At 58.6% G+C, this 19894-nt stretch carries 21 protein-coding genes and 1 pseudogene; 7 read left to right on the top strand and 15 right to left on the bottom strand.

Annotation, left to right across the window (positions count from 1 at the left end; genetic code table 11):
• The 9 genes from IWX87_RS19810 to IWX87_RS18505 form a co-directional block, all read right to left on the bottom strand.
• A partial coding sequence (locus IWX87_RS19810) for a GTP-binding protein (RefSeq protein WP_231374917.1) occupies positions 1-85 on the bottom strand: 85 nt, incomplete at its 3' end.
• A gap of 182 nt (positions 86-267) precedes the next feature.
• Positions 268-2370, bottom strand: a complete 2103-nt coding sequence (fusA, locus tag IWX87_RS18540) for an elongation factor G (protein ID WP_196864990.1) — start codon at positions 2368-2370, stop codon at positions 268-270.
• 206 nt (positions 2371-2576) lie between these two features.
• Positions 2577-3050 carry a 30S ribosomal protein S7 gene (rpsG, locus tag IWX87_RS18535; RefSeq protein WP_011799634.1) on the bottom strand — a complete coding sequence of 158 codons (474 nt, stop codon included), beginning with the start codon at positions 3048-3050 and terminating at the stop codon, positions 2577-2579.
• A 202-nt stretch (positions 3051-3252) separates the two neighbouring features.
• Positions 3253-3630, bottom strand: coding sequence for a 30S ribosomal protein S12 (rpsL, locus tag IWX87_RS18530; protein WP_011799633.1), 378 nt, complete (start codon positions 3628-3630; stop codon positions 3253-3255).
• Between the two features lie 144 nt (positions 3631-3774).
• Positions 3775-4983, bottom strand: coding sequence for a D-alanyl-D-alanine carboxypeptidase family protein (locus tag IWX87_RS18525; protein WP_231374914.1), 1209 nt, complete (start codon positions 4981-4983; stop codon positions 3775-3777).
• Between the two features lie 86 nt (positions 4984-5069).
• Positions 5070-5714, bottom strand: coding sequence for an alpha/beta hydrolase (locus IWX87_RS18520; protein ID WP_196864989.1), 645 nt, complete (start codon positions 5712-5714; stop codon positions 5070-5072).
• Positions 5715-5842: 128 nt separating this feature from the next.
• On the bottom strand, positions 5843-6226 hold the full coding sequence (locus IWX87_RS18515) for a ferredoxin (RefSeq protein ID WP_196864988.1): 384 nt from the start codon (positions 6224-6226) through the stop codon (positions 5843-5845).
• Between the two features lie 9 nt (positions 6227-6235).
• Positions 6236-7333 (bottom strand): VanZ family protein, encoded by a 1098-nt coding sequence (locus IWX87_RS18510; protein ID WP_280757237.1) that lies wholly within the window; start codon positions 7331-7333, stop codon positions 6236-6238.
• A 161-nt stretch (positions 7334-7494) separates the two neighbouring features.
• Complete coding sequence (locus IWX87_RS18505) at positions 7495-7917, bottom strand: CopD family protein (RefSeq protein WP_196864986.1); 423 nt, start codon at positions 7915-7917, stop codon at positions 7495-7497.
• A 365-nt stretch (positions 7918-8282) separates the two neighbouring features.
• On the opposite strand from IWX87_RS18505, the gene hemB reads away from it, so the two are divergent.
• A complete protein-coding gene (hemB, locus tag IWX87_RS18500) occupies positions 8283-9299 on the top strand; it encodes a porphobilinogen synthase (protein ID WP_196864985.1) in 1017 nt (338 codons plus the stop codon).
• A gap of 110 nt (positions 9300-9409) precedes the next feature.
• Positions 9410-10525 (top strand): magnesium transporter CorA family protein, encoded by a 1116-nt coding sequence (locus IWX87_RS18495; protein WP_196864984.1) that lies wholly within the window; start codon positions 9410-9412, stop codon positions 10523-10525.
• 37 nt (positions 10526-10562) lie between these two features.
• Here the strand turns inward: IWX87_RS18495 and IWX87_RS18490 are convergent, their stop codons facing one another.
• The 3 genes and pseudogenes from IWX87_RS18490 to IWX87_RS20090 form a co-directional block, all read right to left on the bottom strand.
• Positions 10563-10901, bottom strand: a complete 339-nt coding sequence (locus IWX87_RS18490) for a hypothetical protein (protein WP_196864983.1) — start codon at positions 10899-10901, stop codon at positions 10563-10565.
• A 43-nt stretch (positions 10902-10944) separates the two neighbouring features.
• The gene (locus IWX87_RS19805) at positions 10945-11448 is read right to left on the bottom strand and encodes a response regulator (protein WP_280757238.1); all 504 of its coding nucleotides are present in this window, start codon (positions 11446-11448) and stop codon (positions 10945-10947) included.
• Between the two features lie 12 nt (positions 11449-11460).
• Positions 11461-11598: pseudogene (locus IWX87_RS20090) on the bottom strand (helix-turn-helix domain-containing protein); the annotation flags it as partial.
• Between the two features lie 257 nt (positions 11599-11855).
• On the opposite strand from IWX87_RS20090, the gene IWX87_RS18480 reads away from it, so the two are divergent.
• The 4 genes from IWX87_RS18480 to IWX87_RS18465 all read left to right on the top strand — a co-directional run bounded on the left by IWX87_RS18480 (position 11856) and on the right by IWX87_RS18465 (position 16594).
• Positions 11856-13505 carry an ATP-binding protein gene (locus IWX87_RS18480; RefSeq protein WP_196864981.1) on the top strand — a complete coding sequence of 550 codons (1650 nt, stop codon included), beginning with the start codon at positions 11856-11858 and terminating at the stop codon, positions 13503-13505.
• A 78-nt stretch (positions 13506-13583) separates the two neighbouring features.
• Positions 13584-15341 carry an ATP-binding protein gene (locus tag IWX87_RS18475; protein ID WP_196864980.1) on the top strand — a complete coding sequence of 586 codons (1758 nt, stop codon included), beginning with the start codon at positions 13584-13586 and terminating at the stop codon, positions 15339-15341.
• Positions 15338-15712 (top strand): response regulator, encoded by a 375-nt coding sequence (locus tag IWX87_RS18470; protein ID WP_196864979.1) that lies wholly within the window; start codon positions 15338-15340, stop codon positions 15710-15712. The genes IWX87_RS18475 and IWX87_RS18470 overlap by 4 nt, the downstream gene beginning before the upstream one ends.
• A 93-nt stretch (positions 15713-15805) precedes the next feature.
• On the top strand, positions 15806-16594 hold the full coding sequence (locus IWX87_RS18465; protein WP_196864978.1) for a DUF72 domain-containing protein: 789 nt from the start codon (positions 15806-15808) through the stop codon (positions 16592-16594).
• Positions 16595-16830: 236 nt separating this feature from the next.
• Here the strand turns inward: IWX87_RS18465 and IWX87_RS18460 are convergent, their stop codons facing one another.
• Positions 16831-17148 carry a DUF4148 domain-containing protein gene (locus tag IWX87_RS18460; RefSeq protein WP_196864977.1) on the bottom strand — a complete coding sequence of 106 codons (318 nt, stop codon included), beginning with the start codon at positions 17146-17148 and terminating at the stop codon, positions 16831-16833.
• 203 nt (positions 17149-17351) lie between these two features.
• Here IWX87_RS18460 and IWX87_RS18455 point away from each other — a divergent pair, with 203 nt between their 5' ends.
• Positions 17352-18239, top strand: coding sequence for a LysR family transcriptional regulator (locus IWX87_RS18455; RefSeq protein ID WP_196864976.1), 888 nt, complete (start codon positions 17352-17354; stop codon positions 18237-18239).
• A 201-nt stretch (positions 18240-18440) separates the two neighbouring features.
• Here the strand turns inward: IWX87_RS18455 and IWX87_RS18450 are convergent, their stop codons facing one another.
• Both IWX87_RS18450 and IWX87_RS18445 read right to left on the bottom strand, forming a co-directional pair.
• Positions 18441-19130 carry a dienelactone hydrolase family protein gene (locus tag IWX87_RS18450; protein WP_196864975.1) on the bottom strand — a complete coding sequence of 230 codons (690 nt, stop codon included), beginning with the start codon at positions 19128-19130 and terminating at the stop codon, positions 18441-18443.
• A gap of 86 nt (positions 19131-19216) precedes the next feature.
• Positions 19217-19822, bottom strand: a complete 606-nt coding sequence (locus IWX87_RS18445) for a 2-hydroxychromene-2-carboxylate isomerase (protein ID WP_196864974.1) — start codon at positions 19820-19822, stop codon at positions 19217-19219.
• Between the last annotated feature and the right edge of the window lie 72 nt (positions 19823-19894).

Raw genomic sequence — 19894 nt, 5'->3', positions numbered from 1 at the left:
TCAGCGTGGTCTTGCCATGGTCAACGTGGCCAATCGTGCCAACGTTCACGTGCGGCTTGGTCCGCGAAAATTTCTCTTTTCCCATTTTCAACTCCAGTAAAGAACATGCCCGTGTAAGGTTTAACGTTTGCACTACGCTGCATTATTTTTCACCACGGGCAGTGAAAGGCGCGTAATCGCAGACAGGGGATTTAATTCGGGGACTAGCCAGTTGGGAACAGAGCGAAGGGGCGTTTTGCGCGTCCTTCGGTCTGTCCCGCAATTTTTTTACTTAGCTCTCGCAGCCATGATGGCTTCGGACACATTGCGCGGCGCTTCGGAGTAGTGCTTGAATTCCATCGAGTAGGTCGCACGGCCTTGCGTCGCAGAACGCAGCGTGGTCGAGTAGCCGAACATTTCGGACAAAGGCACTTCAGCCTTGATGACCTTGCCGCCACCCAGCATGTCTTCCATGCCCTGCACCATGCCGCGGCGTGAGGCCAGATCGCCCATCACGTTGCCGGCGTAGTCTTCAGGCGTTTCGACTTCAACTGCCATCATCGGCTCGAGAATGACCGGGCTGGCCTTGCGGCAGCCTTCCTTGAAGCCAAAGATTGCGGCCATCTTGAACGCAAGTTCGTTCGAGTCCACGTCATGGTAAGAGCCGAAGTGCAACGTCACCTTGACGTCAACCACCGGGTAACCAGCCAGCACGCCTGAAGTCACAGCTTCGTTGATGCCCTTTTCAACGGCAGGAATGTACTCGCGCGGCACCACACCACCCTTGATGGCGTCGATGAACTCGATGCCCTTGCCGGGTTCGTTCGGCTCGATCTTCAGCACGACGTGGCCGTACTGACCCTTGCCGCCCGACTGGCGCACGAACTTGCCTTCGGCATCTTCGATGGTCTTGCGGATGGTTTCGCGGTAGGCCACTTGCGGCTTGCCAACGTTGGCTTCCACGCCGAATTCGCGCTTCATGCGGTCAACAATGATCTCCAGGTGCAGCTCGCCCATGCCGGCGATGATGGTCTGGCCCGATTCTTCGTCAGTCTTGACGCGGAACGATGGATCTTCTGCGGCCAGGCGCTGCAGGGCAATACCCATTTTTTCCTGATCGGCCTTGGTTTTTGGTTCGACGGCCTGTGCAATCACCGGCTCAGGGAAGACCATGCGTTCAAGCATGATGATGGCATCAGGATCGCACAGCGTTTCGCCAGTCGTCACGTCTTTCAGACCCACGCAGGCGGCAATGTCGCCGGCAACGATTTCACTGACTTCCTGACGCTCGTTGGCGTGCATTTGCACGATTCGGCCAATACGCTCTTTCTTGCCTTTGATCGGGTTGTAAACGGTATCGCCCTTTTTAAGCACACCAGAGTAGACACGGACAAATGTCAACTGGCCGACGAACGGGTCGGTCATCAGTTTGAAAGCCAGCGCCGAGAACTTCTCGGAGTCGTCAGCTTTGCGGGTGACAGGCGCTTCATCGTCATCGGTACCTTTGACAGGCGGGATGTCGATGGGTGAAGGCATGAAGTCAATCACGGCGTCCAGCATGCGCTGCACGCCCTTGTTCTTGAAGGCAGAACCGCAGTACATCGGCTGGATTTCGCTGGCAATAGTGCGCGTGCGGATGCCGAACTTGATCTCTGCCTCGGACAAATCACCTTCTTCGAGGTATTTGTTCATGAGTTCTTCGTTGGCTTCGGCAGCAGCCTCAACCATCTTTTCGCGCCATTCCTTGGCCAATTCCAGCAGCTCGGCTGGAATTTCTTTGTATTCAAACTTCATGCCCTGCGAAGCTTCATCCCAGATGATGGCTTTCATCATGATCAGGTCCACAACGCCGGTGAAGTTTTCTTCAGCGCCGATAGGGATCACCATGGGTACGGGGTTGGCTTTCAGGCGCAGCTTCATGCCTTCGACAACCTTGAAGAAGTTCGCGCCGGTGCGGTCCATCTTGTTGACGAAGGCCAGGCGTGGCACCTTGTACTTGTTGGCTTGGCGCCAGACGGTTTCGGACTGCGGCTGAACACCGCCGACAGCGCAATAAACCATGCAGGCGCCGTCGAGCACGCGCATCGAGCGCTCGACTTCAATCGTGAAGTCAACGTGACCCGGGGTATCGATGATGTTGATGCGGTGCTCTGGAAAAGAAGCGTCCATGCCTTTCCAGAAACAGGTGGTTGCAGCCGAAGTGATCGTGATGCCACGCTCTTGCTCCTGCTCCATCCAGTCCATGGTGGCCGCGCCATCATGCACTTCACCAATCTTGTGGCTTACGCCGGTGTAAAAAAGAATTCGCTCGGTGGTGGTGGTCTTGCCGGCATCAATGTGCGCGGAAATACCAATGTTGCGGTAGTTTTTAATGGGGGTAGCGCGGGACATAAATAACTTTCAGTTCGGTGTTGCGAACAAAGACTCGTTGACAAGATAGTTCTCTTGTTTTTCTACGCGTCTGCCGGCCGGGCGCTTTTGGCACCGAGCCGGCAGAAGTTGGGGTTGAACCGTCAGGAATCAAGGATTTTGGTTCCTTGATGATCCGATCAGCAACCCGTCAAATCAACACGCAGTCAACACTGCAATCGATTCAATTAGAAGCGGAAGTGGCTGAACGCCTTGTTGGCTTCGGCCATGCGGTGAACTTCGTCACGCTTTTTCATGGCACCGCCACGGCCTTCAGTGGCTTCCATCAATTCATTGGCCAGGCGCAATGACATTGATTTTTCGCCACGCTTCTTGGCGGCTTCTTTCAGCCAGCGCATGGCCAAAGCCATGCGACGGACAGGACGCACTTCAACCGGCACCTGGTAGTTTGCACCACCGACGCGACGGGACTTCACTTCAACCATGGGCTTGATGTTGCCGATGGCCATGTGGAAAGCCTCCAGCGGATCTTTGCCGGGGTTCTTTTTCTCGATTTGCTCCAGAGCGCCATAAATGATGCGCTCTGCGACGGCTTTCTTGCCGCCTTGCATGATGACGTTCATGAATTTGGCAAGATCGACATCGCCAAATTTTGGATCAGGAAGAATTTCACGTTTAGGGACTTCGCGACGACGTGGCATTTTTTCACCTCTTTGCTTCAGTTGGCGCTGCTTTCGGCAACACCGCGAGAGTTAGCAAACCCTCACTTACTCGACCGGCACAAACAATTTGCACTTGGGTCACTTCGCTCAAAACACCGGCCAGGGTGAGTCAAGCACCTGTTTTTTGAAAAAACCTTGACAGTTTCTTCGGGCGCGAACCGTCAGGCTCGAACCAGTTGGCTTATTTAGCCTTTGGACGCTTGGCGCCGTACTTGGAACGCGACTGCTTGCGGTCTTTCACGCCTTGCAAGTCGAGCGAGCCACGAACGATGTGGTAGCGCACACCAGGCAAGTCCTTGACACGACCGCCGCGAACCAGCACGACGCTGTGTTCCTGCAGGTTGTGGCCTTCGCCGCCGATGTAGGAAATGATTTCAAATCCGTTGGTCAGGCGCACTTTGGCGACTTTACGCAAAGCGGAGTTTGGCTTTTTAGGCGTGGTGGTGTACACGCGGGTGCAAACGCCACGGCGCTGTGGAGAATTTTCCATCGCGGGGCTTTTTGACTTGATCTTTTCGACCTCGCGCCCCTGACGGACTAACTGATTGATGGTTGGCATTGAAACGTCCCTAAACGTCTGGAAAACGATATAAAAATACGGAAAACTTCTCCGCACCAAAAGCGGAAAAGCCTTCGAGTATAAGCCAGCTGGCCAAAAGTCTCAAGGGACATGTGCCAGCCAGCACACATCCCGCTTGTTTTTCTACTTGATCCAGAGCCGGATCGAGTCCCAGGCGCGGCCCATGATGCCGGCCTCTTCCACGGCGTCCAGCGCCACCAGCGGCACTTCAGCCATCGGCACGGGGTCGTCGCCATTCATGATCTTCAGGCTGCCGATCTGCTGGCCCTTCTTGAAAGGCGCCACCAGCGGCTCGGGCCGGGCGACCTGGGTCTTGAGTCTGGACGCGCTGCCAGCCGTCACGGCCACCACGATGGCCTCCGGGCGGCCCAGCTTGACCACGGCGTCCTTGCCCTTCCAGACCGCAGGCGAGACCACAGCCTGGCCGGCATCGAACAACTTGACCGCTTCAAACGCGGTGTAGCCCCAGTTCAACAGCTTTTGCGTTTCATTGGCGCGGGCGCTGTCGCTCGAAGCGCCCAGCACGATTGCCACCAGACGCCGTTCGCCGGGCTTGCCGCCGGCGCCGAGGTTTGGAAATTCGCGCTTGGCCGTGGCAATCATGCAGTAGCCGGCGGCATTGGTATGACCGGTTTTCAGGCCGTCAACCGTGGGGTCGCGGAACAGCAGCGTGTTGCGGTTGGTGTCATTGCTCGCTGGCGTTCCGGGGTAGCGGTATTTCTTGATCGCCGAGTAACCGATGTAATCGGGGAAGTCGCTCATCAGGCGCGTGGACAAAATGCTCAGGTCGCGCGCCGTGGTGGTGTGGCCGGTCTCGGTCAGACCTTCAGGATTCTTGTAGCTGGTCGATTTCATGCCCAGCGCCTTGGCCTGCTGGTTCATCAGTTCGACGAAATGCTCGACGGTTCCGCCCACGCCTTCTGCCAGCGCCATGGTGGCGTCGTTGCCCGACTGCACGATCATGCCCTTTATCAGGTCCTCGACCGGCACCTGCATCTTGGGATCGATGAACATGCGAGAACCGGGCATTTTCCAGGCCTTCTCGCTCACGCCAAAGGTCTGGGTCAGCGTGATTTTCTTTGACTTGAGTGCATCGAACACCAGGTATTCGGTCATCAACTTGGTCAGCGATGCCGGCTCGACCGGTGAATCAATGTCCTTGGCGGCAAGGATCTGGTTGGCCGTTACGTCAAGCAGCAAATAGGAGCGGGCGGCGATTTCAGGCACTTGCGGTGTCTGGGCATGCGCTGCCGGAAGCGCCACCGAGACAAACAGGATCAGCGTGGAGGCAAGAGAGCGCAGGCCGACAGGGGCCTTGAAGAAGCATTGCATGTCAAAAAAACCGGTAAGAAAAACAAGTAAGGAAAAAGCGAGAAAACGCAAGCGAGAGGCGATGGACCGCATCTGCTCCAAAAGATTCAATGCACAGGTGATGCCAGATGGCGGATCACCAGGGTTTTCAACAACGGCAATTGTCCATGAAAGAAATGCCCCACCCCGGGGACAACCGTAACAGGCAATGACTGCGGACGCGCCCAGTCCATCACATCGGGCAGCAGCACAGTGTCGTCCTGTTCGCCATGCACCACCAGTGTGCGGCTGTGCGCTGCGGTGTCGATGGGCGCGGCAGGCGCGCGGCTGACGCTGGTGCCCACCAGCACCAGCTTTTCAATCGGGCGCTGCGCCTGCAGCCGGGCAAAGGCGTGCGTGGTGACAAAAGCCCCAAACGAGAAACCGGCCAGTGCCAATGCGGCCTGTTCTTCGCCAGCGGGCGCCGCATGCTGCACCACCGCCAGCAGGTCTTCCAGTTCGCCCCGGCCTTCATCGTGGCTGCCGGCGCTGCCGCCGACACCGCGAAAGTTGAAACGCACCGCCGTCCAGCCCGACTGCACGAAGGCCCGCGCCAGCGTTTGCACCACCTTGTTGTCCAGCGTGCCGCCAAACAGCGGATGCGGATGGGCAATGACGGCAATGCCGCGCGATGTGCCTGCCGGCAGATCCAGGGCAAGCTCCAGCACGCCGGCCGGGCCGGCAATACTGGTCTTCTGGGTTTGGGAGTTCATGGAAATCGTTTTCTCTCTTTCTCTTTGTGGCAGCCAAATGCTATTTAAATAATAGCAGCTAGTGCAATTCAGTATTGCGCAAATGGCTTAAATCATGCCCATTCCAGCGATTCAGCTGGTGAAAAATCCTAACGCCCCAGATGAGGCGGCGTCAGCAGGCGTTCGACCACTTGGCCGTTCTTCAGGTGTGACTCGACAATCTCGTCGATGTCGCTGGCGTCCAAGTAGCTGTACCAGACGCCTTCCGGGTAGACCACCGCCACCGGCCCGCCGGCGCAGCGGTCCAGGCAACCGGCCTTGTTCACGCGCACCTGGCCCGGCCCGGACAACCCGGCGGCTTTGACCAGCTTCTTGCAACGGTCAAAAGCCTTCTCGGCGCCTTGGTCGGCACAGCACTCTTCTCCCTTGCCACGCTGATTCAGGCAAAAGAAGATGTGCCGTTCATAGTAAGAGGTCGCAGGGACGGGCTGGACGCCATCTGGCGAAGGGTTCGGGGCAGTGGAATGAGTCATGCGTCAATTTTACTTTTCAGCGGCGAGCGCCTTCGGCTCAGGGCTGGAAAGCCGCGCCAGCATGCAGGCCAGCGCAGCATACGGCCAGAGCCAGCCCAGCCACTGCACCAGGCCGTAAAACTGGATGAAACGGCCCTGCTCCCAGATTTGCAGTGTCTGGGCAAAGTAAGGGTTGGTCGGCGCCTGGTTGAGCAGGCTCAGGTGGGTCGCCAGCGCCAGCAGCGCCAGCGCGGCCGCGGCGCGGCGCGGCGCGGCCAGCAGCAGCACGGCCATCAACACGGCCAGGCCGATGCCGGCCTGGACCGGCACATCCAGCCAAGCCCAGGCATGTTGGGGTCCGTAGCTGAGAGCGGCCGACAGCGCCGATGCCCCCAGGCCGACGCCCAGGGCAAAAACGGCAAACACGGCGCGCTGCCACAGCGCACGGATCACGCAGTAACCCAGCAGGCAGGGAATCAGCGCGCCCAGTGCCACGCAGACCAGTTCGGCCAGCGGCACGAGGGGTTGAAGTTCGACCTCGCGCATTGGCATCCATTCAAGAAAGGGCGTGTCGGCCAGCACATCGGCGAGCGTCGATTCCAGCCGTTCAAAGACCTGCCCCAGCCCCATCGGTATCGACGCCGGAAACAGCAAGGCCAGCGGCCAGAGCAAGAGCAGCACCAGCACACTGCGCGCATCGGCTGAAAACCAGCGCGCCCGCAGTCGGCTCCAGCGGTCGATCAGTCCGGAACGCTCCAGCACCAGCGCGAAACAGGCCCCCAGCCAGGCGCCCAGTGTGTTCAGCGCCAAATCAACATTAGAGGGAATGCGCGACGGCAAATAGCTTTGCAGCGTTTCCATTGCCAGTGACAACAGGCCGGCGCCCAGCACCGCAACACTGACCGCCCAGGTTATGCGCCGGCTGCGCAGCGCCGACACGGTCAGCAAGAACCCGAGCGGCGCGTAACCCGCCAGATTGATGCCGACATCAAAGCCGGTCCAGTACTTTGGCAGAGGCGAGGCCAGGAAGCGCAGCGGCGAAATACCCTGGTTGCGCCAGTCCGAAAACGGATACAGGCTGGCGTAAATGACCAGGCAGACCAGCGCCAGCGCCAGAAGGCTAGCCACACCCCCATCGTCCTCACTTCGCTTCGCTTCGTGTAGTTCCTTTCCCCCTTGCAGGGGGCGACGCAGGGCATCCGGCAGAGCCGGCCTGCCGGCGTCTGCTGGGAAATCCGGGTGCGGCGGGGTCGGGTCGTCTGGCATTGCCTTTTCGTGCTGCTTTTCTTTTAAAACGGCTTGACGACCACCAGGATGACGGCGGCGACCAGCAGCAGCACGGGCACTTCATTGAACCAGCGCATCCAGACATGGCTGCGGGTGTTGCGGTTGGCGACGAACTTCGCCAGCATGCGGCCGCAGGCATGGTGGTAGCCAATTGCAAGCACTACCACGACCAGCTTGGCATGCATCCAGCCGCTGCCGCGCCCGATGCCGTAGCCAAGCCACAACCACAGCCCCAAAACGATGGCCGGCACCGCCAGGATCGTAGTGAAGCGCATCAGCTTGTGGGCCATCAGCAGCAGCCGGTCACGCTCGGCAATGCTTTGCGGCGGCACCATGGCTAGGTTGACGAAAATCCGCGGCAGGTAAAAAAGGCCGGCGAACCAGCTGGCGATGAAAACGATGTGAAAGGATTTGACCCAGAGCATCGGCGTAGTTTAGTCCGTGCGATTTCACCCACGCGCTTGCTGCTGTGTTGGCCTGCGCCTGTTCAGGCAATACGCCAGCAGTTCTGAAAATGGTCAAAAAAAAATCCCGGCGACCTGATGGCCCGCCGGGATTGAAACGCCTCTTTGCTGTCACACGCAAAGGCCCCGCTCAGGGAGGAAAAGCGGGATGCAATCGCCAAACACTGGTAACCGCACACTTTTATTCTAGTACCCGCACCCCGGTATCGCCATGGCACATTGAGCTCAACAGCCGTAAGTGCGTGTAAAGACTGGCACATTTCTGTCCAAAAAGGACACTGCACAAGGCATTCGTGCCGGATGCAAAGCTTTGGCACAATTTGCCCATGACCTTTCACGCCTCCAACTTCGCTTCTTTCCCGATGGGTCGCCCCCGTCGCTTGCGCCGTGACAATTTCACGCGCAACCTGGTGCGTGAAAACGCGCTGACGGTGCATGACCTGATTTACCCGGTGTTCGTGCTGGCCGGCCAGCAGCGGCGCGAGCCGGTGGGTTCGATGCCGGGCGTCGAGCGTGTCAGCCTGGACCTGCTGCTGCCGGTGGCCGAGGAATGCGTCAAGCTGGGCATTCCGGTGATGGCGCTGTTCCCGGTGATCGACGCGTCGCTCAAATCCGAAAACGGCGACGAAGCCACCAACCCCGAAGGCTTGGTGCCGCATGTGGTGCGCGAACTCAAGCGGCGTTTCCCGGAACTCGGCATCATGACCGACGTGGCGCTTGACCCGTTCACCACCCATGGCCAAGACGGCCTGCCGGACGCCAACGGCTACATCCTGAACGACGAGACGCTGGAAGTGCTGGTCCAGCAGGCGCTGACGCAGGCCGAAGCCGGCGTGGACATTGTCGCGCCCAGCGACATGATGGACGGCCGCATCGGCGCCATTCGCGCCGCGCTGGAAAGCCAGGACCTGATCCACACCCGCATCATGGCCTACAGCGCCAAGTACGCCAGTGCGTTTTACGGCCCGTTCCGCGATGCGGTCGGCTCAAGCGGCAACCTGGGCAAGGCCGACAAGAAGGTCTACCAGATGGACCCGGGCAACTCGGACGAAGCGCTGCGCGAAGTGGCGATGGACATTGCCGAGGGCGCCGACATGGTGATGGTCAAGCCCGGCATGCCCTACCTGGACGTGGTGCGCCGCGTGAAAGACGAATTCCAGGTGCCGACTTTCGCCTACCAGGTCAGTGGCGAATACGCCATGCTGAAAGCCGCCGCGCTGAACGGCTGGCTTGACCACGACGCGGTGATGATGGAAAGTCTGCTGGCCTTCAAGCGCGCCGGCGCCGATGGCGTGCTGACCTACTTTGCGCTGGATGCGGCCCGCAAGCTGCGCCGGGGCTGAAGCATCAGCACCGGTTTCAACGCCATTTGCTACAAAAATTGTAGCTGTCTGCAACCGTCCACCATGCGCAAACAGCCAATTTGATGCTTAACCCAGAGACTTGAGCCTTCATGCGCGTGTTCACCATCCTCTCCGGCCAGCACGGCGTGACCGAAAGCGACGCCCTGCCGACCGAACTGCCGGTGCAGGGCTTTGTCTGGATTGCCTGCGCCCGGCGCGAGTTCGAGGTGATGCTGGCGCCCATCCAGGCCACGTTGCAAACCTTGTGCGGCACGCAACTGGTGGACTTGCATGTGTCCGACCTGCTGAACAACCAGTTGCCGTCGCACTACGATTACACCTCGCAGTACGACATGCTGGTGTTTCGCCGGCTGGCGGCAGGCCAGACCGAAACTGACCTGGCGCAGCCCGGCGAGCCACTGCACCAACCGAGCAAGCGCAGCGGCCCGCCGGTGCTCAAGCGCATCGACACCAGTCCTGTGGGCTTTGCGGTGTTCGACCGGGTGCTGCTGACAGTGCACCCGGCGGGCTGCTCGGTGCGCGAAGCGTATGCGCTCAAGCTGCTCAATGCGACGTCCAGCGAGGCGCGCGCCAACGGTGTGAAACTGCCGGCCAGCCCGGCTGACCTGATGCTGCGCATCGTCAACCAGATGGTCGATGGCTACCTGGCGCTGCGCCGCGAACTGACGCGCCAGATGGACCACTGGCAGTCCGAACTGCTCAAGCCCGGCAGCCGCTTCACCAACTGGAGTTCGGTGCTCGATGCGCGGCTGGCGTTGCATTTGCTTGACGAGATTTGCGAAGACCAGCGCGCCGCCGTGCAGGACTGGATCGATTCGATTGAAACCTGGCCCGATGCCGACACGCCGGCGGGCATGCGCGAGCGCGAGCTGCTCAAGGTGCGCTCGCGCGACGTTCTGGAGCACATCGAGCGCGTGGTTCACCATGTGCGGCGCATGGAACAAAGCGCCGAAACAGCAGTGCAGATGCATTTTTCGGCGCAGAGCAACCGCACCAACGACATCATGCGCACGCTGACCGCGTTGACGGCGGTGTTCTTGCCGCTGAACCTGATCACCGGGTTTTTTGGCATGAACTTCGAGTTTTTGCCCGCCATCCACAGCTCGGCCGGGTTTTGGTGGACGTTCGGCCTGATGGTCTTGCTGGTCGTGGTGGTCGTGTCGGTGTTCTGGCGCAAGCAATATCTGGCGCGAACCAGCCGCTAAGGCCGATTCTGCACAGCCGCCAGTCAGACTGCGCCGCTCACTTGGCCGGCGCGCTGGCGACGATGGCGTGCAGTTCGGCCTCGACCGATTCCAGATGGCGAAGCAGCCGGGACGGCCTCAGCGGCTTGCCGAGCGCATGCGCCGCTTCAGCCTGACGAATCACCTCGATGGTGGGGTAGGCCGCCACGGCGTAACAGGATCCCTTGATTTTGTGCAGCAGATCACCTTGGTAGGTGAGGTTTCTCGTCGCCAGGGCGGCAGCAAAATCCACACGCCATTGGGGCAACTGCCGCAAAAATGCGGCGGCCACCATGGGCAGCCATTTCAGGTTGCCGGAAGTTTGCTCAAACTTCCGCAAATCGATTTCGGCGCTCATGAGCTTGCCCTGCAAGCAAAGACCAGAGCGGGACAGGAGCGGCTCATGCCTTGTTCCGCACCAGGACCTGCCGTGCGTTGACGTAACACCGCTGGACATGCGCATCGACAAAGCCCCGCAGCCGTTGCAAATCAAGCGGCTTGGGGAAAAACAGCATGTTGGGCGGGAGTCCGCCGCGCCGGTCAATTTCCTGCTCGCTCATGCAGGAAGTGACCACCAGCGCAACTGACTGGTATTCGGGCCGACCGCTGACCAGCTGCAGCAGCATGAAGCCGTCAAACGGCTCCATGTTCAGATCGGTGATCAGGATTTGGGGACGGTTGCGCTCCAGCATCAGCACGGCTTCCAGGCCATCGGTCGCCAGCAAAAAATTGACGCACGGGTAACATTCTCCAAGCCTGTGGGCGATGAGCGCTCCCGTGGCGGCACCATCTTCGACCAGGAGAACAGTCAACGCTTCTGGCCGTTGAGCGGCCAGCACACCCGCCCCAGCGGCAGGCGACTCAACCCTGCGCAGCAATGCATTTGGCCCGGTTTTGTGACTCACGGCATTGACTGCATCACGCGTTATCCGGCGGTGCCCGCCTGTGGTTTTGACAGCCGGAATCCTTCCCGAATCGACCAGCTTTTGCAGAGACCTCCTGGACAGCCCAAGAATCCTGGATGCCGCGCCAATACCAAAAAAATCTTCTTTCACTATTTACAACATTCTTACAATCGAGTGAACTACGCGTGTGTTGCCGCAGGCACTGGCAGGTGTATGCAAAAGGCTTCGGGCGCACCGATGAATAACTCGCCAACATTCAAAAAAAATCACAAATTGATCCATACTTTACCAAAATCGATAAATTGACAATGATCAACAGATAAATAAACGAACATTGTGATTATCAGACTGATAAAACGTCGAATTCCAGGTCAAGCGTCCCAGGAACCAGGCTCTCAAGCCATGCTATGAAACGTTTACTCAAGACATTTTTAGCAAAGTACTCTGACACCCCTGCCCTGCCCTCTGCCGGTCTGGACGGGCTGGCCGGGCAAGCACTCGATCTGTTGCCGTGCGTGACCTTGGTGGTCAATGCCGAAGGCGTCATTGTTTATGTCAGCAAACCCGTCACCCGGCTGCTCGGATGGCGCTCCAGCCATCTGCTCGGCAGCCCTGTTTCCCAGTTGTTCACGCCCACAGATCAGCAAAAACTGAAGCTACTTTTGCACGTAAAGGGCGCAGTCCCCGCGCAAGATCAGGTGGTGCAAGACATGGACATATGGATTCTCAACAGCAACCTGCAGCTCAAAAAAACCAGGCTGTCTGTCGCGCATTTCGCCTGGCAGGGGCAAATGCACATTTGCCTGTCGTTGCGCTTTGCCTTGATTGAAGATCTGGAACTGCGCCTGGCCAAGGAGCAGACACATGAGTTCAAGCAGGCCAGTGAAAACAAAAGCCGTTTCCTCTCCAGCATGAGCCATGAAATCCGGACGCCATTGAACGGCGTGCTGGGCATGATCGACTTGCTCGCCTCGTCATCGCTCGATTCACAGCAGCGCACCTACGTGTCCAGCCTGAAAAAAAGCTCGCGTAACTTGCGTGCATTGATCAAGGATGTGCTGGATTTTTCAAAAATCGAGGCAGGACTGGTTGAAACCGAACAGGTGCCTTTTGATTTGGTTGAAATCCTCAGTGCCGCGGTTCATGCCTTCAGCCCGCTGGCCGGGGACAAAGGCGTTGCGCTGCAACTTGAACACGCACTACCGCACACATGCTATATCGGGGATCCGCATCGCTTGTCGCAGGTGGTTAACAACCTGGTGAGCAACGCGCTCAAGTTCACGCCTCAAGGCAGTGTGAAGGTTGCTGTTTATTCCCGAATACTGCTTGCACAACAAGACCTGTGGCGCCTGACGATATCAGTCACCGACACCGGCATGGGTATTCAGCCTGAACAGCAAGCGCAGCTTTTTGACTCGTTTCATCAAGGCAGCGCATCGGTGAGCCGGCACCATGGCGGCTCGGGCCTGGGCTTGTACATCAGCAAGGAACTGGTTGAGCTGATGGGCGGCGAACTTTCAGTGAGGAGCCAGCCCGGCAAGGGTTCGACCTTTGAATTCTGGGTCGATCTGCAGCTTAGCCATTCATTGGTGACGGCCATGGAAACCGCCCCTCCCGCCGGGCTGGAGCGGCTGGCTGGCTTGCGCATTTTGGTGGTTGAAGACGATCTGACCAACCAGATACTGCTGCAAGCGTGGCTGCACCAGGCAGAGGCGGTGACGGTATGCCGCGCCAACGGCCAGGAAGCGCTTGATGAGTTGTCAAAGGAAAGCTATTTTGACGCCGTGCTCATGGACGTTTCCATGCCGGTAATGGACGGACTGACGGCTACCCGACGCATTCGCCAGCCCCAGCCGCAGGATTCGCCTGCACGCCAGCGTTACCTGGCGGCCCTTCCAATCATCGGCATCAGCGGCCACGCTTTCAGCGAAGACATGAACCGCTGCCTGAGCGCAGGCATGACGAACAGTCTGACCAAGCCACTGTCGCGGGTAGCCATGCTGCAAGCGCTGACGTCAGCGCTCGAGACCTGCCAGACAGGCCAGGTCGAATTCTAAAAAGCCAAACTCAGTACCGTCTTCCGTATTTTTTGCTTATATTCTTCCAACATTGACTCCCACGCCAAAACGCCACACATGTCTTTTTTGCCCAGTGAACTCCGTGTCAATGCCGTTGGTGGAACCTGGAATATTGCAGCGTGGTGGCGTCTGGTCCATGCCATGGGCATTGCGCGCCTGGCCTGGATTGCCTGCAGCCTGAGCATCGCGGTGCTGGGCAGCGCTGCGCTGCTGGTGCACCGGGCTGACCAGCGAGGTGTCAATAATGCGCTGGACGCGAACGTGTCCCTGAACGCCAAAGGTTACGCCAAGTTTGTCATGTTTAATCTGGCTATCGTTGACCGGCAGCTCACAGTGTTGCGCAAGCAGCATCTGCAGGGCTTGCGCCTGCCGGCACAGGCCGCCATGAACAGCCAGCTGCAAGAGCTCAATGGCATGGTGCTGCAAGTTACCGTGGCCAATGTCGAAGGTCAGGTAGTGGATACCTCACTGGGCATGCCCGGCATGCCGGTCAGCATCGCAGACCAGGTGCACTTCCAGGTCTTCAAGAACAATTCCGAAGACCGCCTGTTCATCAGCGAGCCAGTGCTCGGCCGGGTATCCAATAAGTTGTCGCTGCAGTTGGTGCGGCCCATGCTGGACCCTGACGGAAAATTTATGGGCGTGATCGTGGCCAGCATTGACCCGGAACTGCTGAAAAATTTTTTCACTGACTTGAAGGCGCTGACCCATCAGGGCAGGCTGTCCATCATTGGTTTGGACGGAATCGTTCGCTTCCGACTGACCAACCAGGGATTCAGCGCCGGTCAGGATGCCCAGGCATCACCCAATTGGAAGCAAGTCAGCACCCTGCCTGCCGGTATTTATGACGAACCGGATCTTGGCGACGGAATTTACCGCCGGATTGGATTTCACCGCGTGGAGGGCTATCCGCTGTTGGTGACGGTGGGTACGGGACTGCACGAACAGTTGCAAAATTTCAACAGCCGCTGGAATCTGATCCGTAGCCTGGCGCTGGCGCTGGCCGTGGTGTTGACCGTGGTGGCCACCACCATTGCCCGGCTGGCCAAAAAGCAAAAACGCTATCTTGACCTGCTTGAAGAAAACCGCCTGCGGGCACTGGAGGGCAACCAGATCAAGTCAAACTTCCTGGCTTCGTTGTCGCACGAGTTGCGCACGCCGCTGAACTCGATACTCGGCTTTTCGGAGTTGATCCGCGACACCTCCCCCGAACCCCGGATCATTCAGTACGCGGGTCTGATCCACAAAAGCGGCACCCATCTGAATGCACTGGTCAACACCATTCTGGACCTGACAAAGATCGAGTCGGGCAAGATGGGGCTGACGCTGGAGCCTGTCCAAATACCCGAGCTGATGGAAATGCTGATAACGATTCACAAGGTGAATGCTGACGAAAAAAACGTCGAGTTGTCGCTTTCGATAAATGACCTTGTGCAGAATACGGTGCAGTCTGACCGTGCCAAACTGGTTCAAGTCATGAACAACGTGATCCACAACGCCATCAAGTTCACACCCACTGGCTCAATTTTAATAATGGTCAAACCCGCAGGGAACGAAGGTTTGCTGATTTCCGTCATCGACACCGGCATCGGCGTTGCGTCCGACAAGACTTCGCAGGTGTTTGAACGCTTTAATACTGTTGATGCGCAAGCCTTCAGTTCCTGCCTCAAAGGCTTCGGACTGGGTCTGGCACTGTGCAGGGAATTGCTGCATCTCCTGCACGGCAAAATCACCCTGACTTCCAATGTGGCATATGGCACTACGGTTGACATCTTCATTCCTTACAGCGTTCCCGCAGAAAGAAAACCAGCATGACGCAGCTTCACCCCGTGGTTTGGGTCGTTGACGATGAGGAGGTGAACCGCATTCTGGCGCACGCCTACCTGGAGCGGCTGGGCTGGGAAGTCGAGGAATTCAGCAACGGCCATGACGTCATCCGCCGTCTGAAACAGGCGCAACCGCACGCCTTGCTGATCGACATTCGCATGCCCGGCTTGTCGGGCGATCAACTGGCATGTCATGTCCGGGCGCAATTTCCGCAAGGAGATATCCGTGTGGTGGGCTATACCGCACATTGCATGGAAGAAGCCCTGCAGCCTCTTTTGGAGGCCGGGTTTGACCAGGTACTCATCAAGCCTGTTTCCTTTCAGCAGATGGCGCAAGCCTTGCCAATCTTCAGCGCCTGAACAGCTGACGCACCTTTTATTCATCAAAAAAGATAGCTGCTTATGTACGCAGGATAAGCGCGAATCGCTTTTTTTATAAAAACCGGGGGGTTCATGCAAACCAACCTCTTTTATGACGAATCAGCGTCCGGGCCAACCCGACTTTCGCCCCATGGCGGCGGCATCAACATCGGCTGCGCCGGCTGGAGCCTGCCGCGTGCACTGTGGGCAGCGTTTCCTGCCGCTGGCACGCATTTACAGCGCTATGCCGACCGGTTTAACGCGGTCGAAATCAACTCGTCGTTTTACCGGCCGCACCAGACCGCCACCTATGCCCGCTGGGCAGCCAGCGTGCCCGATAACTTCCGCTTTTCGGTCAAGCTGCCCAAAACCATCACGCATCAGCAGCGCCTGGCCGGTTGCGCCGGGCTGCTCGACGACTTTCTGGCGCAGGTCGGTGGCCTGGGTGAAAAACTTGGCTCCCTGCTGGTGCAACTGCCGCCCAGCCTGGCCTTCGATGCCGTATTGACAGAGGATTTTTTGGAGGTTCTGCGCAAGCGCCACAGCGGTTTGGTGGCGTTTGAACCACGACATGTCAGCTGGTTTGCGACATCGGCCGACCCGTTGCTGAAGGCTTGGCAAACAAGCCGCGTGCTGGCAGATCCGGTGGTGCATGAAGCCGGTCACCTGCCGGGTGGCTTTGCCGGCCTGGTGTATGTTCGCCTGCATGGCTCGCCTCGCATGTACTACTCGGCCTATGACCGTGCCAGGCTTGATGCCCTCGTCGCCAGGCTGCAGCAGGCGGCAGCACCCGGGGTTTCCGTCTGGTGCGTCTTTGACAACACCGCTGAAGGTGCAGCCATTGAAAACGCCTTATACGCCGCGCAAAGGCTGGACCAGTGATGAAATGGCGCAGCCGCTGCGCACTAAAAATGGGGTTGCTGCTCGCTTTTTTTGCCGCCATCCAAGGCATGGCAAAGCCCGGTTCAGATGACCTGGCCGGGAGCAACATGGGGTCAATGTGCCAGGTGCAAGCGCAGGCCACGGAGAAATGCGGACAGGCGGCCCGAATTGCCGCCTTGGTCGCTTTTTTTGATCTGACCGCCCGGTGTTCCGGGTGTTGTCAGTCAATGCTTGCTTTAGCTGTGATCGTAAGGAATGCCGCCGCCATTCATCATGTAGCTGTGCAGTTCGGCATGCACTTCAGCACGCGTTTTGCTTGTGTTGCCATTCATGGCGGCCATGCTGCCTGCATAGCCATGGTCAGTGGTATCGCGCAATGCCACGCCGTTTTTCTGCGCCTGCGCCAGTTCGGACTGGACTTCTGCCCGCGTCACGCTGCTGGACATGGTGTTGACGGGGGGATACACATGGTCAGGGGCTTGCGCAAAAGCGTTGCCGGCCATGGCCGATGCCATGGCAATGATGGTGGAAGCCAGGATTTTGGTGGTGTTCATGATGTCGTTTCTTTCAAGTTAAGTTAATGGTTCCATTGAATCAGGTACGCTTTGCGGCATTGGCCAATCAGTCAAGCCCGGCTGTGCCGAAAACGCGATTCACAGGGTTTGCAACCTTGCGTATGGTGTGATTAACAGGTAGGTGCTTAGTTGCATTTTTAAGTACCTTGAGACAGAATCACTCTGTTTCAGAAATGGAAACAATGGACACCCTCAAACTTATCAGCACCTTTCGTGAAGTGGCAGCCCGTGGCGGTTTTTCCCGCGCGGCCGTCGCGCTGGATGTCTCCAAGGCCAATGTCAGCAAGTACGTTTCGGAGCTGGAAAGGCAACTCGGCACGCGCTTGCTCAACCGCAGCACGCGCACCATCAGCCTGACCGACGCGGGCACCTTGCTGCTTGAGCGCAGCACGCCCTTGCTGGAAATGATGGCCCTGACACGCGACGAATTGCTGCACCGCTCGCGTGAGCCCAGCGGACGCCTGCGCATAACGGCGCCGCATGGCATTGGCGGCGTGGAACTGTCCATCTTGCTGGCCGACTTCATGCGACGTTATCCTGAAGTGCAGATCAGCCTGGACTTGAGCAACAGCGTGCGCGACATGGTCGAAGAAGGCATGGACCTGGCGCTGCGTATCGGCGCAACGCCTGATCCCAATCTCATCGTGCGCAAACTGCGACCAATGCACATGGTCATCTGCGCCGCCCCGGGGTACTGGGAAAAGCGCGGCCAACCTGCGCACCCGGATGAACTGGCACTGCACGATGCCTTGACGCTGTCGCTTTCCGGTCTGCAACCCACGTGGTTATTTCACGTGGATGGAAAACCTCACAGCGTTGCCTTGCGCAGCCGCATGGACGCGACCGATTCCTTGACGTTGATGCAGATGGCCGTCAAAGGCATGGGTGTTGCCCGCCTGCCCTGTCTGATGGTGAAAAAAATGCTCGAAGACGGCAGCTTGCAAGACGTGCTGCCAGAGTTCACCCCTGAACCAATCTGGCTTTATGCGGCGTACACGCAGCGCCGCCAGAACAGCGCGGCGCTAAAGGCGCTGCTGGCATTCCTGGAAAAACGCTGGAAGATTGACTGAAGCTTCTGTCAGCGTTTGTGGTCGCAGGCAACGCCCCGGCACAGGGGCATTGCCTGCAAACCAGCTGACGAATCGGAGCAGCCAAAGCATCCGATTCAATGCGAGCGAGAAATTTGCCATCAATAAAATAGCTAATCACGCTTACCTGGTAAGCGGAAAAGGCTTAAAACACTTGTTTTTCAGCCAATCGCCATTTAACCGTCAGCCAAGCTGGTCGGCCAGGAAGGCCAGCGTGCGCTCACGCGCCAGTTTGGCCGCTGCTTCGTCGTATGCGCCGCGCTGGTCGCAGTTGAAGCCGTGGTCCGCCGAATAAACATGCACCGCCACCTCGGGATGTGCTTGTTTGAACGCCTCAATGCCTTCCATCGGAATCCAGTGGTCGCGGTCGCCGAAGTGCGCCATCACGGGGCATTGCGGCTGGCGGGCGATTTCGGCTTCGGCCGTCATGCCGCCGCCATAGTAGGGAACCGCTGCCGACAGGCCCTTGAGCAGGCAGGCGGCTTTCCAGGTCAGCAGGCCGCCCCAGCAAAAGCCGATGATGCCGACCTTGCCGCCGCTGAGTTCGGCGGCATGGTCGATGGCAGCCTGGATGTCTTGCAGCACGCCAGCGCCCGGCAGCGCGTCAACAGCGGTCTTGAGCTCAAAACCGGCCTTCATGTCGTCCTCGGTGTAGCCAAGATCCACGCCGGTCCTGGTGCGGTCAAACGTGGCCGGCGCCACAGCCAGATAGCCCTGGGCGGCAAAACGGTCGGCAACCGCGCGGATGTGCGAGTTGACGCCAAAGATTTCCTGCAGCACGACGATGGCCGCGCGCGGCGTGCCTTCAGGTTTGGCCACATAGGCGGAAACCGTGAAACCGTCGGCAGAGGTGAGGCTGGTGAATTGACCCATGGTGTGAAAAGCTCCTGTTGGTAACTTGTTTTAAAAAAAGAAAGGCTGAAAAGCAAAAGAGCAGGGAAATGCAAGTGCTGGATTCTTTAGACGGCAGCCCCGAGCCGGCGCTCGACAAAGTCAAGCCGGTCCTGACCCCAGAACAATTCGCCGTCGATCCCGTAGCTGGGCGCGCCAAACACGCCAGCCTCGATGGCCTGCGCGGTATTGGCCTCGTAGCGCTCCTGTACAGATTGGCTGGCGGATTGCTCCAGGCGCGCGGCATCCAGGCCGACTTCGTCGAGCAATTCGGCCAGCACTTTCTCGTCGGCGATGTGCCTGTCCTGCGCCCAGCAGGCGCCAAAGACCGCGCCGCTGATCTTCATCGCGGCATCTGCCCCGTCGTGAAGATCAACGGCAATGATCAGGCGTGAAGCAGCGTCGCCGGAAACCGGAAAAAATTTCGGCTTGACGTTCATTGGCAGGTGCAGAAAATCCGCATACCGCCGGAGTTCCAGCAACCGGTAAGCCTGTCGCTGCGGAGCGCGCTGACCCAGCGGCAGCCCGCCTGAAACGGGAAAAACCTTGCCCAGGTCGATTGGCAACATTCGCACCGCTGCGCCCGCTGAGCGCGCAATCCGCGCAAAGCGCTCGTGCCCCAGGTAAACCCAGGGGCTTTGCGGGGTGAAGTAATAGTCAACGGTGATGCTCAAGATTTTTCTCCGGTAGGGGTCAGGAAATCAGTACAGTCAGGGGTTTAAGCGCGATGCCCTTTGTAACCGGGA

Source organism: Polaromonas sp. CG_9.7, assembly GCF_015752205.1.
Lineage (GTDB): Bacteria > Pseudomonadota > Gammaproteobacteria > Burkholderiales > Burkholderiaceae_C > Polaromonas.
This window is presented reverse-complemented; position numbering and strand designations above follow the sequence as displayed.